The organism is Brevundimonas sp. Leaf168 (genome assembly GCF_001423685.1).
GTDB lineage: Bacteria > Pseudomonadota > Alphaproteobacteria > Caulobacterales > Caulobacteraceae > Brevundimonas > Brevundimonas vesicularis_C.
This window is the reverse complement of sequence record NZ_LMOY01000007.1, coordinates 228,496-241,713: the sequence shown is the minus strand read 5'-3', so window position 1 is coordinate 241,713 and position 13,218 is coordinate 228,496. Positions and strand designations below refer to the sequence as shown.

At 69.2% G+C, this 13,218-nt stretch carries 14 protein-coding genes; 9 read left to right on the top strand and 5 right to left on the bottom strand.

Going from position 1 to position 13,218, the window contains the following annotated elements; translation table 11 throughout:
• Window positions 1–29: 29 nt before the first annotated feature.
• From ASF81_RS06035 to ASF81_RS06025, 3 genes are all read right to left on the bottom strand, one after another.
• Window positions 30–1,223: a DUF1501 domain-containing protein gene (locus ASF81_RS06035; protein WP_055806263.1), complete on the bottom strand. Its 1,194-nt coding sequence runs from the start codon at window positions 1,221–1,223 to the stop codon at window positions 30–32.
• Window positions 1,220–2,716: a DUF1800 family protein gene (locus tag ASF81_RS06030; protein WP_055806962.1), complete on the bottom strand. Its 1,497-nt coding sequence runs from the start codon at window positions 2,714–2,716 to the stop codon at window positions 1,220–1,222. Before ASF81_RS06030 ends, ASF81_RS06035 begins: the two co-directional genes overlap by 4 nt.
• 76 nt (window positions 2,717–2,792) lie before the next feature.
• A complete protein-coding gene (locus ASF81_RS06025) occupies window positions 2,793–3,629 on the bottom strand; it encodes a metal-dependent hydrolase (RefSeq protein WP_055806258.1) in 837 nt (278 codons plus the stop codon).
• Window positions 3,630–3,715: 86 nt separating this feature from the next.
• On the opposite strand from ASF81_RS06025, the gene ASF81_RS06020 reads away from it, so the two are divergent.
• Genes ASF81_RS06020 through ASF81_RS06010 form a run of 3 tightly spaced genes read left to right on the top strand, consistent with a single transcriptional unit; the run spans window position 3,716 to window position 6,597 of the window.
• Complete coding sequence (locus tag ASF81_RS06020) at window positions 3,716–4,282, top strand: TetR/AcrR family transcriptional regulator (protein WP_055806255.1); 567 nt, start codon at window positions 3,716–3,718, stop codon at window positions 4,280–4,282.
• A 37-nt stretch (window positions 4,283–4,319) separates the two neighbouring features.
• Complete coding sequence (locus tag ASF81_RS06015; RefSeq protein ID WP_055806252.1) at window positions 4,320–4,898, top strand: GNAT family N-acetyltransferase; 579 nt, start codon at window positions 4,320–4,322, stop codon at window positions 4,896–4,898.
• A 31-nt stretch (window positions 4,899–4,929) separates the two neighbouring features.
• Window positions 4,930–6,597, top strand: coding sequence for a bifunctional diguanylate cyclase/phosphodiesterase (locus ASF81_RS06010; protein ID WP_045809768.1), 1,668 nt, complete (start codon window positions 4,930–4,932; stop codon window positions 6,595–6,597).
• A gap of 3 nt (window positions 6,598–6,600) precedes the next feature.
• Here ASF81_RS06010 and ASF81_RS06005 read toward each other — a convergent pair whose 3' ends face one another.
• A complete protein-coding gene (locus ASF81_RS06005; protein WP_055806249.1) occupies window positions 6,601–7,467 on the bottom strand; it encodes an MBL fold metallo-hydrolase in 867 nt (288 codons plus the stop codon).
• A 71-nt stretch (window positions 7,468–7,538) separates the two neighbouring features.
• Between ASF81_RS06005 and ASF81_RS06000 the strand changes: the two genes are divergently transcribed.
• From ASF81_RS06000 to ASF81_RS05980, 5 genes are all read left to right on the top strand, one after another.
• On the top strand, window positions 7,539–7,871 hold the full coding sequence (locus tag ASF81_RS06000; RefSeq protein WP_055806246.1) for a helix-turn-helix transcriptional regulator: 333 nt from the start codon (window positions 7,539–7,541) through the stop codon (window positions 7,869–7,871).
• A gap of 5 nt (window positions 7,872–7,876) precedes the next feature.
• Window positions 7,877–8,425: a rhodanese family protein gene (locus ASF81_RS05995; protein WP_200932892.1), complete on the top strand. Its 549-nt coding sequence runs from the start codon at window positions 7,877–7,879 to the stop codon at window positions 8,423–8,425.
• A 4-nt stretch (window positions 8,426–8,429) separates the two neighbouring features.
• Window positions 8,430–9,212 (top strand): sulfite exporter TauE/SafE family protein, encoded by a 783-nt coding sequence (locus ASF81_RS05990; protein WP_055806240.1) that lies wholly within the window; start codon window positions 8,430–8,432, stop codon window positions 9,210–9,212.
• Between the two features lie 42 nt (window positions 9,213–9,254).
• Window positions 9,255–10,955, top strand: a complete 1,701-nt coding sequence (locus ASF81_RS05985) for a bifunctional protein-serine/threonine kinase/phosphatase (protein WP_055806237.1) — start codon at window positions 9,255–9,257, stop codon at window positions 10,953–10,955.
• Window positions 10,956–11,096: 141 nt separating this feature from the next.
• On the top strand, window positions 11,097–11,948 hold the full coding sequence (locus ASF81_RS05980) for an outer membrane protein (RefSeq protein ID WP_055806234.1): 852 nt from the start codon (window positions 11,097–11,099) through the stop codon (window positions 11,946–11,948).
• A gap of 23 nt (window positions 11,949–11,971) precedes the next feature.
• On the opposite strand, the gene ASF81_RS05975 is transcribed toward ASF81_RS05980, so the two are convergent.
• Complete coding sequence (locus tag ASF81_RS05975) at window positions 11,972–12,541, bottom strand: YqgE/AlgH family protein (protein ID WP_055806231.1); 570 nt, start codon at window positions 12,539–12,541, stop codon at window positions 11,972–11,974.
• A gap of 129 nt (window positions 12,542–12,670) precedes the next feature.
• On the opposite strand from ASF81_RS05975, the gene ASF81_RS05970 reads away from it, so the two are divergent.
• Window positions 12,671–13,156: a peroxiredoxin gene (locus ASF81_RS05970; RefSeq protein ID WP_055806228.1), complete on the top strand. Its 486-nt coding sequence runs from the start codon at window positions 12,671–12,673 to the stop codon at window positions 13,154–13,156.
• The last annotated feature ends 62 nt before the right edge of the window (window positions 13,157–13,218 follow it).

Genomic DNA, 13,218 nt, shown 5'->3' with positions numbered 1-13,218 from the left:
TGTTGCGCCGCGAAAAGCAAGCGTGACGGCTAGACCAATCCGTTCATCGTCGGCGCTTCGGCGGCGCTGCCGGGGAAGACGCGGGCGTCCAGGGCGGCGCGGTCGACGCCCATATGATCGCGCAACACGCCCTTGAACACCGAACGGATATCCAGGGTCGGGGCCAGGTCACGGTTCTCGAACAGGCGGTTGTCGGCAAGGGTCGGCCAGTCGCCGATGGGGCCGCCGCGCTTGACGGCGCCGCCCGCCAGCAGAAGCGACGAGCCGGTGCCGTGGTCGGTGCCTTGGGTGCCATTGGCACGGGCGGTGCGGCCGAACTCGGTGGCGACGACGACGGCGGTGCGCGACCAGGCCTCGCCCAGCCCGTCCTTCAGGCCTGTGACCAGTTGATCCAGACCCGTCAGGCGGGTCTGGAGTTGCGCCCTCTGACCCGCGTGTGTGTCCCAGCCGTCCAGCGAGACGGCGACGATGTCGGCGCCCTCCGGTCCGTTCATCAGCTTGGCGACGGCCTGGCCCAGGCCTTGGACGTCGTTGCGACGCAGGCGTTGGTCGCCGCCCTCCATGCTGACCAGCTGCTCGGTCGCGAGACCCCGCGCCAGGTTCTGGCCTAGCATCGGATCCTCGACATAGAGATCCTGAAGCAGGGAGGCGATGCGGTCGCCGTCGCGCACCAGACCACCGGGCGCCCAGCTGGACACGGGGGCGTCGCCGCGCAGGATCAGCGGCGTCTGGGCGCCAATCGACAGGCCTTTCAGCGACGTTCCGCCGGCCGCGACGATGGCGCGGTTCAGCCAGCCGTCGGATTGCTGGCGCAGACCTTCGCCGCCGTTCTCCAGCACGTCCTGGGCGTCGAAGTGCGAGCGGATGCGCACGGGCAGGGCGACGGCGGGGGCGAAGCGCAACTGGCCCTGACCATAGAGGGCGTGCAGGCCCGCAAGCGCCGGGTGCAGGCCGAAGCCTTCGCTCAGGGCCAGGGCGCCGTTCGCCTCGCCGGGCGCGGCGACGGCCAGACCGCCGCGCAAGGGGACGTAGTTCGGATCGGCGTAGGGGACGGTGACCGACAGGCCGTCCATGGCGCCGCGCGCGATGACGACGACCAGCTTGTTGGCCGGGCCGCCGGTCTGGGCGGCGACGCGGCCGGCGAAGGCCAGGCCGACCCCGGCCGAGGCGGCGGCCAGCAGATGGCGGCGGCTCATATTGAGGTTTGCTTTGAGGGCGGTCATCGGCGTTGGAACTCCGGCGACATGAACAGAAGGGTGAGGGCCTCGGGCCGGCTTTCGGCGCGGGCGACGGCGAGGCGGGTGCGCTCGCCGAGGCGCGGGCCGAGGGCGGAGGCGGCGACCGCATCGGGATCGCTCGCTTGCGCCAGATCGGCGGCGGTGCGCGACCAGTTCAGCCGCTTGACCAGGGCGTCGGGGCCGGCCCAGTCGGCGGCCGTGTCGGCCCAGCCCTCGGGCGATGGGGGCGCGAACGGCGGCTGGCCCATGTCGAGCAGAGCCTGGCGCAACGGCTGGATCCGCTGGGGCCGGGTACTCAGCGCGCGATGGGCCGAGACGATGAAGTCGTAGGGCGTCTTGATCTTGGCGGGCTGGGGCGTCCAGGTTTCGGGCGCGTCGATCAGGGCGCGGGCGACCTGGGCCAGATCGCCGCCGGAGCCGGTCCAGGCCGCTTCCAGTTGGGCGACCAGGGCGGGCGGCGGATCGTCGGCGACGAAATGGGCGGCGAGACGGCGCGACAGGCGTTTGGCCGTCGCCGGATGCCGGGCCAAGTCGCGCAGTATGGCCTGACCCGGGGCCAGGCCTGCCGCCGGATAGGTCTTGCCCATCACGGTGCGGGGCCCGGGTTCGTGGACATTGGCGCGGAAGACGAAGCCGTCGGGACCAGGCTCGGTCGGGGCGGCCATCCTGCGGGCTCGCTGAGGGCGAGCCGGCTGGCGCTGGTCGCGGGCGGCGGGGATCGACCAGCCGGTCAGGGCGCGCGCCAGTTCGGTGACGTCGGCCTGGGTGTAGCCGCCGTCGGCGCCGACGGTGTGCAGCTCCATCATCTCGCGGGCCAGGTTCTCGTTCAGCCCGGCGTTGCGGCGCGCGCCGGCCATGCTGTCGGGACCGATCGAGCGGGCCTGATCCAGATACAGAAGCATGGCGGGATGCTGCTCGGCGGCCAGGATCAGATCCTCGAACCGGCCGAAGACGCGGGGACGGATGGCCTCGCGCTCATACTGGCCGACGAAGGCGCCGCTGGCGAACTTGGCGGCCGACACGGTCAGGGCGTTCGACCAGAACAGGGCCCAGCGCTCGGCGAAACCGTCGTCGGTGGTCGCGCCGAGCTGGGCGCGGGCCAGGAACTCCTGCGCCGTGTCCTGGGTGATGTCGCGGCGGGCGGCCTGACGGGCTTCGCGCCGGGCGACGGCCTGCGGATCGGCGGCGTTCTGCATACCGGAAGCGGGGGCAGGGGAGGGGGCGGCCTCGGTCGTCGCCGGAGCGGCGGCGCGTCGGTCGCGGCGGACCAGGCCGGCGTCGCTCTCATAGTCGATATATTGGACGACGCGTTCGGCGGTGTCGGCGAACTGGCCAGACGGCTGGGGCGCGCCCTGGGACTTGATCTGGCCCATGGCCCAGCCGCGCGGATCGGCGGCGACGCGGTCGATCTCGCCAGGCCGGGCGCCCAGACCCAGGCGCGTCAGGGCGACGGCGGCGTCGGTCGGTGATGAAGCCATGGCCTTCTCCTCGTCCGTCCCCCGCACATTGTAACGCCTTCGGGCGAAAACTCCGTCGCGGGGTCGGATTTGAGAGTCAGGCCGGTTGGGCTAGGCCGGCCTCCGCGTCCGCGATCAGGTCGCGGTCGTCGATCTGCCAAGGATGGAAGTCGGGTTTGTAGAAGGCCAGGTAGTCGCCGATCATCCGGCGATACAGGCCCGGCTTCAGCCACAGCCAGCGGAACAGGCCCAGACGCGCGCGCCAGCCGACGATGCCGTCCTGCTTCAGCAGCATGAAGGTTGTCTCGCGCACCGTGCGGGTGAACAGCAGCGTCGTCAGGAACATGGCCCAGCGCCGGATGCGCCAGCGCTTCAGCGGACTGAGGTCCCGGGTCGCGTGCAGGAAGACGTCATAGGCCACGCCCTTGTGTTCGATCTCCTCGATGGAGTGCCAGCGCCACAGGCGGGCCAGGTCGTGGGGAGAGCCCTCCAGCAGCTGCGGATCGGCCAGCAGCCGATGGGCGAAGGCGGCGGTGAAATGCTCCAGCGCCATGGTCGCCGCCAAATGAGCCAGGGCCGGACGGGCGCGGGCGATGTCGAGACGGGCGGTGACATAGGCCTCGATCTCGCCGGTGTCATAACCGGCGCGTTCGGTGATGGCGTTGAACGCCATGTGTTCGCGGGTGTGGGCGCCCTCCTGGACCGTGAAGGCGCGGATGTCGGCGGCCAAGGCCGGGGGCGCGTCCTTGGCGAACCGCTTGACCGACTGGATGAAGAACCGCTCGCCGTCGGGGAAGGTCAGGCTGAGGGCGTTCATTACGGCGGTGCCGAACGGGTCGCCATTCAGCCACCAGCGTGGCGTCGGAGCCTCGCGGTCGATATGCAGGTCGCGCGGCTTGATCTGGAGGTCGGCGGGGGTGGCGGATTTCGCCATGGTTCTGCTCCTCGATTTCGAGCGGAGGATGGAGTTAACTGACATCAATGTCAACTAATGGTGCGGTAAAGCGACGGCGCGGGGCGGTGGCGCGGGAAGAGGCGCTGGAGGCGGCGCGCGACCTGCTGCTGACGGGCGGGCCGGCGGCGGTGACGCTGAAGGCGGTGGGCGAGCGGATGGGCGTGGGTCACGCCAATCTGATCCATCATTTCGGCTCGGCGGCCGGGCTTCAGGGCGCGCTGATGGATGCGATGGTGCGCGATCTGGCGCAGCGGATCGAGGCGGGCCTGAACGAGGGAATGGGAGAGGGGCGCGATGGTGTCGAGCCGGGGCGGCTGATGGGCGTCGTGTTCGACGCCTTCGGGCGGGGTGGAGCCTCGCAGATGGCGGCCTGGCTGGCGCTGGCGCGCGAGCAGGGGCGGGCGGAGAGCTTCGCCGAGGTGGTGCGCGATCTGGCCGAACGGCTGGCGGCCATGGCGCCCGATGATCCCAAGGCGGCCGAGCGGGCCAAGGCCCTGGTGGTGACGGCGGCCTATATGGCCTTCGCCGAGGGGCTGATCGGGGACATCCTGACGCCGATGCTGGGCGCGCCCGAGGGGCTGGGCCGCGACCTGGCGCTGAAGCTGACCGCGACACTTTTGGCCGAACCGTAAGGTTCAGAGCCGAATCTTGATGCTATAGTCCTCATCGATGGCGCTTCTGGACTGGATGAGCGATGTGGCCGGCCCCGTAATCCGGGGGGACGGCGTGATGCTGCGCCCGCCGCGCGCCGCCGATTACGCCGCCTGGTCCACGCTGCGCGACAGCTCGCGCGACTATCTGCAACCCTGGGAGCCGGCCTGGCCCGAGGACGACCTGACCAAGGCGGCCTTCCGGCGCCGGTTGTCGATCTATGCGCGCGAGATGGAGCTGGGCAACGCCTGGCCCTTCTTCGTCTTCGTGCAGGACGGCAAGACCCTGGCGGGGGCGGTGACCCTGTCGAACGTGCGGCGCGGCGTCGCCGAGACGGGGACGCTGGGCTACTGGATCGGCCAGCCGTTTTCCGGTCAGGGCGTGGCGACGGCGGGCGTTCGGGCCGTCGTCGGATACGCGTTCGACAAGCTGAAGCTGCACCGGCTGGAGGCGGCCTGTCTGCCCACCAATCACGGGTCGCGACGGGTGCTGGAGAAATCCGGTTTTCGCAACGAAGGTCGGGCTCGCGCTTATTTGAAAATTAACGGCGAGTGGGCAGACCATTTGTTGTTCGGCCTGGTCGAGGACGAGCGTTGACGGCCGGGGGCCGTCTGGAAGGGCGAGACGCGTGACACCACGATCCCGATCGCTGGCCTGGGACGCCACGACCGCCATCGAGGCGCTGGCCGCCGCCGAGACGGCCCTGTGGGTCTGGACGCCCGCGGCGGACGAACTGCGGTTCACCGGCGCGACACGGTCGCTGGGGCTGGGACCGCTGGCGCCGGAATGCACGGCCGCCGGTTTCGTCGCCCTGGCCATGCCGCAGGATCGCAGCCTGGCCGAACGGATGCTCAAACCCCAGGACGAGGGCGCCGAGATCGCCGTGCGTCTGCGCATGCGCGGGTCCGAGACCTGTCTGTGGCGCGGCGTCTGGCTCGAAGACGGCCTGCGCGCCGCCGGCGTCGTGGCGCTGGAGACCAAGTTCGCCGGATCGGACCGCGATACTCTGACGGGCCTTCTGGATCGTCGCGCCTTTCTGGCCCGCGTCAGCGAGGTGCTGACCCAGCCTGGCGAATACGAGATCGTCGTCGGCGACGTGGACCGGCTGCGGCGTCTGAACGAGGCGCTAGGGCACGAGCGGACCGACCTGGTGCTGTCGGCCCTAGGCTCACGTCTGGCCGCCGCCTTCAACAAGGACGCCTCAGCCGCACGGATCGGCGAGGACGAGTTCGCCATCATCGTCCCCAAGACCGCCTCGCACACCAGCTACCGCGTGCGCGACGCGCTGGAACAGCCTCTGCGGGTCGCGGGCTTCGACATCTATCCGACCGTCTCCATCGGGGCGGTGATGGTGGAGGGCGGGCCGGATGCGCCCGACGCCGCCGAACTGTTGCGCCGGGTCGAGCTGGCGGTGGAATCGGCCAAGGGCGCCGGGCGCGGCGGATCGGCCGCCTATGGCCGGGCGCTGGAAAGCGACAGCTTGAGCCGTCTGGCGCTGGAGGCGGATCTGAGGAACGCCTTCGTGCGCGGCGAGATCGTGCCCTTCTTCCAGCCGATCGTGAACCTGAACACGGGGGCCGTCGCCGGTTTCGAGGCCCTGGCGCGCTGGCGTCACCCGCGCCGGGGTCTGGTGCCGCCGGACGAGTTCCTTGGCCTGACCGCCGACCTGGGCATGATGAACGACCTGGGCCTGCTGATGATGACCCAGTCGGCGAGGCAGCTGGCCGAATGGATCGAACGCCATCCGCTGGCCGGCAAGCTGTTCTGCAGCGTCAACCTTTCGGTTGGCGAGATCGAGCGCCCGCACCTGTGCGAGGACGTGGCGCGCATCATTAAGGAGACCGGCCTGCCCAAGGGCGCGCTGAAGCTGGAAGTCACCGAGGGCGACATCATGCGCGACACCGCGCGCGCCGCCGAGGTGCTGCAATCGCTGAAGGACGTCGGGGCCTCGCTGGCGCTGGACGATTTCGGCACCGGCTTCTCGTCCCTGTCCTATCTGGCGCGCCTGCCGTTCGATACGCTGAAGATCGACCGCTATTTCGTGCTGACGATGAACAAGGACGAGGGCTCGGCCAAGATCGTCAAGTCGGTGGTCAATCTGGGCCGCGACCTGTCGCTGGAAGTCGTCGCCGAGGGCGTGGAGAACGCCGAACTGGCCCGCCTGCTGCTGGACGCCCAATGCCACTACGGCCAGGGCTTCGGCTATGCCCCCGCCCTGCCGGCGCAGGAGGCCGAGGTCTATCTGGCCGAAAGCCTGGCGGACGGCACCGCGCCGCTGAAGCAGCGCTCGGCGTAAGGCTCAGATCGCGTTTAGCGGCAGGCGCAGGTAGCGCTGGCCGTTGGCGTCCGGGGGCGGCAGGTCGCCTGCGCGGATGTTGACCTGAAGCGAGGGCAGGATCAGTTGTGGCGCGCCTAGCGTTGCGTCGCGGGCCTCCCGCATGGCGACGAAGGCGTCTTCCGATATGCCGCCGCCAATGTGGATATTGTGCGCGCGCTGTTCGGCTACGGTGGTCTCGAACCGGTAGTCGGCGCGGCCCTGCGTCAGATAGTCATGGCCGACGAAGACGCGGGTCTCGTCCGGCAGGGTCAGAAGGCGCTGGATCGAGCGATACAGGGTCCGGGCGTCGCCGCCGGGAAAGTCCGTTCGCGCCGTGCCATAGTCGGGCATGAACAGGGTGTCGCCGGTGAAGACCGCATCGCCGATCCGGTAGCTGACGCAGGCGGGGGTGTGGCCGGGCGTGTGGATCACCTCCACCGTCAGATCGCCCAGGGCGAAGGCGTCACCGTCCGCATAGAGATGATCGAAAATCGCGCCGTCCGGCCGCACGTCGTCGGCGCCGAACAGGGGGCCGAAGGCGGACTGAACCTGGGTGATCCGCCCGCCGATGCCGATCGACACGCCCGTCGTCGCACGCAGGTGCGCCGCCGCCGTCAGGTGGTCGGCGTGGGCGTGGGTTTCGAGCACCAGGGCCAAGGTCAGCGCTTCCGACCGCAGCGCCGCCATGACGGCGTCGATCGACCGCGTCGAGGTGCGGGCCGAGGGCGCGTCGAAGTCCAGGACAGGGTCGATGATCGCCGCCTGACCCGTCGCGGGGTCGCTGACCAGATAGGTGACGGTGTGGGTCGCGGGATCGAAAAAGCCGCGGACGTCGGGGGATTGGGACATGCGTGAATGCTCCTTCGCCACCCGGGATATTAGATATTGCTTATTTAGCAACTGCGCATATATTGCTTACCATGATCGACCTTCAGACCATCGGACTTGAGCGGTTCCAGGCCAGCGCGGGCGAGGCGGCGGCGTTGCTGCGCGCCCTGTCCAACGAGAAGCGGCTGATGATCCTGTGTCAGTTGGGCGAGGGTGAGATGTCCGTCGGCCAGCTGCTGCCCCAGGTCGGCCTGTCGCAATCGGCCCTGTCCCAGCACCTGGCCAAGCTACGCGATGAGGCGCTGGTGAGCACGCGTCGGGACGGCACGACCATCTTCTACCGCATCGCCGATCCGGCCGTCCTGAAGGTCATCGCCGTGCTGGCCGAAATCTATTGTCCCCCCGCTTCCTCCGAAAAGGCATGATCCCCATGAGCGTCCTGACCCCCTTGTCCCCCGCCGAGGTTTCGCGCCGGCTGAAGCAGAACACGGCCGTCCTGGTCGACATTCGCGAGCCCGACGAGTTCGCCAGAGAGCATGTCGTCGGCGCCGTCCATGCGCCGCTGTCGGCCTTCGACGCCTACACGCCGGCGGGCGCCGACGGCCGCGACGTCATCTTCACCTGCCGAACCGGCAATCGGACGGGCGTCAACTGCGAACGTCTGGCGGCGAAGACGACGGGCCAAGCCTTTGTCCTTGAAGGCGGGCTGGACGCATGGAAGGCGCAGGGCCTGGCCATCCACGCCGACCGCTCAAAGCCGATCGAACTGATGCGTCAGGTGCAGATGGTCGCGGGCGGCCTGATCCTGATCGGTGCGGCGTTGGGGACGTTGGTGCATCCAGCCTTCTGGGGTCTTTCGGCCTTCGTCGGCGCGGGCCTGTTCGTCGCGGGCGCGACGGGCTTTTGCGGCATGGCGCGGCTGCTGGCCGTGATGCCCTGGAACAGAGCCGCGAGCCGGCCCGTGACGAGAGCGGCGTGATCCGGTGACGACCGAACTGACCCCGCTGGTTCTGACCGCCTTCAGCGGCGGCGTCGTTGCCCTGCTGCTGACCTTGTTCGGCGGCGGCGGGTCGGTTCTGGCCGTGCCGCTGCTGCTCTATGTCGTCGGCGTCGCCGATCCCCATGTCGCCATCGGCGTGTCGGCGGCGGGCGTGGCGCTGAACGCCCTGACGGCTTTGGCGGGTCACGCCAGGGCAGGGCGGGTGCGCTGGCCCTGCGCGACCCTGTTCGCCATCACCGGCGCGGCCGGGGCCTGGTTTGGATCGTCCCTGGCCAAGATGATCGACGGCCATCAGCTGCTGCTGATCTTCGCCGTCGCCATGGTGGCGGTGGGCGTGTCGATGCTGCGTCCCAAGGCGACGGTCGCGCGGGTCGAGCCCCGGCTGAACTGGGCCATGTCGCCGCGCGTCGGCATGGCGGGCGCCGGCGTCGGCTCGGCCGCAGGCTTCTTCGGCATCGGCGGCGGCTTTCTGATCGTGCCCGGCCTGATGGCGTCGACGGGCATGAGCCTGGCGACCGCCCAGGCGACGTCTTTACTCAGCGTCGCCGCGTTCGGGGCGACCACGGCGGGCAACTATGCACTGTCCGGATGGGTCGATCCGGGCCTGGTCACAGCCATGGCGGTCGGCGGCGTCGCCGGGACGGCGGCGGGTCTGCCGCTGGCGCGACGGCTGGGGTCGAACGCCCGGCTTGGGCGCATCCTGTTCGCGGGCCTGATCCTGGTGGTCGCCGCCTATGTAGCGGTGCGCGCCCTTCTCGCGCTCTGACACCTCTGTTCAGCAGGCCGTCTTTCGACGACAGTTGCGCCCATGACCGACGCCAGACTGGAGATCGCCGCAGGCTTTGCGACCTTGCGGGGGCCCAAGGCGGATAATCAGGATTTTGGCGGCGTCCATATCGGCACGGCGGCCGAGCAGCGCGAGCATGGGGTCGTGGCGGTGATCGCCGACGGGGTGTCGGGGTCCAAGGCCGGGCGGATGGCGGCGGAGCTGACGACGCGCAGCTTCATCGACGGTTATCTGGACCAGAACCCGCTGAACGGCATCGCCGCCAACGGCATCAAGGCGCTGCGGGGCTTCAACCGCTGGCTCCATTCGCGCGGGCGGATCGATCCGGCCATGGAGGGGGCGGCGACCACCTTCACGGCCCTGATCCTGCGCGGGCGCGAGGCGACGGCGCTTCATGTGGGCGACAGCCGGGCCTGGCATTTCCGCGATGGCGTTCTGACGCGGCTGACGGAAGATCACACGCGGGCCCAGCAGGGGCTGAGCCATGTGCTGTACCGCGCCGTCGGCATCGAGGCGGACGTGAAGCTGGATGTCCGGCAAGTGCGGCTGGAGCCGCACGACCGGCTGCTGCTGACCACCGACGGGGTGCATGGGGTGCTGGCCGATGCGGCGATCGCGGGCCTGTTGGGACGGCGCAGTTCGCCCGATGCGGACGCCAGGGCGATCCTGGCCGAGGTCGAGGCGGCGGGGCCGCGCGACAACGCCACCGCCATCGTCATCGACGTGGTCCGCACCGGCGCGCCCGACTGGGAGGCGATCACGGCCGAGGCGGAAGGGCTGACCATCCTGCCGCCGCCGGCCGTCGGCGATAATATCGACGGGTTCGCGCTTCAGCGGGTCGTGGCGGACGGGCGCTACACGACCCTGTTCCTGGCCAAGGATACGCTGGGCGACGGCGGGCTGGTGGTGCTGAAGTTCCCCAAGCCCGCCGTGGTGTCCGAGCATGGCGCGCGCACCGCCTTCCTGCGCGAGGCCTTCATCGGGCGGCGCATCGACAGCCCCTTCGTCGGCAAGGTGCTGAGCCCGGATGCAGGTCGCCAGAGCCGCCTCTATATCACCCAGCCCTTTCATGCCGGTCAGACCCTGCACGCGCGGTTGGCGGAGGAGGGTCCGTTCGAGATCGGCGAGGGCATCGGGGTGGCGTTGCGGCTGTCGCGGGCGGTTTCGGCCCTGCACCGGGCCGGCGTGACCCACCGCGACATCAAGCCGGACAATGTGATCCTGGAGACGAACGGCGGGCTGAAGCTGGTGGATCTGGGCGTGGCGCGTCTGCGGCTGGCCGAGGAGTTCGCCGAGGCCGAGGCGCCGGGCACCGCCGGCTACAAGGCGCCGGAAATGTATGCGGGCGAGAGCGGGAACGCCGCGACGGATCAGTTCGCCCTGGGGGTGACCCTGTATCGCCTGTTCACCCGCACCTATCCGTGGGGCGAGGTAGATCCGGCCGATGCGCCGCGCTTTGACCGGGTGCCCGCGCCGCCGACGCGACATCGGTCGGATATGCCCGCCTGGCTGGAGGCGGCCATCATGCGCGCCGTCGCCGTCGATCCGAACGAGCGGTTCGAGGATGTCGAGGAGCTAATCCATGTGCTGGAAACCGGCAGCGCCGTCGCCGCCCCGCCGCCGCGTCAGCTGTCCCTGATCGAGCGCGATCCGGTGCGGTTCTGGCAGGGGGTCAGCCTGGTCCTGCTGATCGCTTTTCTGGTGTCGATGGCGACGCGCTAGCGCGGCCTACGTTCAACCTAAGCCTTTGGATGTGCGACATTTGGCGATGATAACTCGAGGGAACCTGTGGCCGCTCTCGGCTTTTGTGACGGCGAGCGGGGATGTCGCGCCCGCACTTTCGGCACGAAAGCCTCCCCCCAAATGATCAAGACCCTCGCCTGCAGCGCCCTGGCCCTGGCCATGGTTTCCACCCCCGCCCTGGCCCAGTCCGTCGCCCCCGACTGGTCCGGCCCCTACATCGGCATCTTCGGCGGCTACAACCAGTCGAACGACGACGGTGATGAGACCCTGCGCTTCGACCGCAACCTCGATGGCATCTATGGGGATCAGGTCACTACTGTGCCCGTCGCCCCCGCTACCGTCGGCGCCAACGCCTTCAGCCCCGGCTTCTGCGGCGGCATGGCCACAAGCACCGCGCCGGGAACGGGCTGCCGTGACGACAACGACGGCGTCGAAGCGGGCGTGCGCGCCGGCTACGACATGCAGTTCGGCAACTTCGTCGTCGGCGCCTTGGCCGAATACAGCGTCAACAATGTCCAGGATTCGGTGACCGGCTTCTCGACCACCCCGGCCTTCTACACCTTCACGCGCGAGCTGCAGAGCACGGCGGCCGCGCGCCTGAAGCTGGGCTACGCCTACGGACCGGCGCTGATCTACGGCACCGGCGGTTACGCCTATGGCAAGTTTGAAAACCGTTTCCGCACGTCGAACCTGGCCAACAGCTTCACCGAAACCAGCGAAGGCGATGACGGCGACGGCTGGCAGGCCGGCGGCGGTGTGGAATACGCCTTGGGTCGCGGCCTGACGGTCAGCGGCGAATACCTCTACACCTCGCTGGACGTCGACAGCCCAGTCATCCGCGTCGGCCGCGGCACGGCGCCCGCCACCAACCCGTTCGTCCTGGCCCCGAACACGACGGGCACGGACATGGTGCGCAGCAACGGCAAGTTCGGAACGCACATGTTCCGCATCGGCATGAACTACCGCTTCTAATCGTCAAGCGGGGCGGTCTGGCCTCAGGCCCGGCCGCCCTGGCTCGACAGCATGGCCGCGTCCACGCCCAGCTGGGCCAGGGCGCGTGTCCATTTCGACGTGTGTTCGCCGTCGAAAATCAGGTCCAGATCGGCGTCGGCGGTCAGCCAGACGTTGTCGGCCAGCTCTTCCTCCAACTGCCCCTCGCTCCAGCCGGCATAGCCCAGCAGCAAGGCCGAACGGCGCGGGCCGGCGATTTCGTCGGTCATGGCGGCCAGCGCCTCGCGCGTGCCGGTCATCGCCAGACCGTCGCCGAAGGCCAGGGTGTCGTCGCCCACCGTCCAGTCGTCGGTGTGCAGCACGAAGCCGCGTTCGCGCTCAACCGGTCCGCCCATCAGGACCGCGCGACCGATGGATTGATCGGGCGCCGGCGCGTCCAGCTTGTCCAGAACCGTCTTCAGATCCACGCCCGGCGCCGGTCGATCCAGCCGCAGGCCCATGGCGTGATCCGGCCCGTGGGCGCAGATCAGGATGACGGCGTGTTCGAACCGGGCGTCGTCGATCCCGGGCATGGCGACCAGCAGTCGGCCGGTCAGGGTGGAGGCTTGGCTCATGATCTTCGCATCATCCGTCCGGAAAGCGGCGCAAGCAAGCCGAACCGGCGCTTGCGGTGTCGCCCGTGGTGTCTATGTGTCGCACACGGCCGTTCAAACGCGCCGGCCTCAAACCTCAGCGAGACAGACATGACCATTCAGATCGGCGATCGCATCCCCAACGCGACCCTCGCCCAAGCGACCGCCGAGGGCCCCAAGCCCGTCAGCACCGACGACATCTTCGCCGGCAAGACCGTGGCTCTGTTCGCCGTGCCCGGCGCCTTCACTCCCACCTGCTCGGCGCGCCACCTGCCGGGCTTCAAGGATCACCTGGCCGACATTCACGGCAAGGGCGTTGACACAGTCGCATGCATCTCGGTCAACGACGCCTTCGTCATGAAGGCCTGGGGCGAGAGCCAGGGCATCACCGACGACAGCATCGTCATGCTGGCCGACGGCAACGGCGAACTGACCCGCGCCTTGGGTCTGGTGCTGGATGGTACGGGCTTCGGCCTTGGCGAGCGCTCGCAACGCTATTCCATGCTGGTCAAGGACGGCGTGGTCGAGCAGCTGAACATCGAGCAGGGCGGCGAGTTCAAGGTGTCCTCCGCCGAGCACCTGCTGGCGCAGCTTTAATCTGGTTTCAAGTCCGTCGATCCAGGCTCAAGTAGCGAAGCGATAGCCTGGATCGACAAATC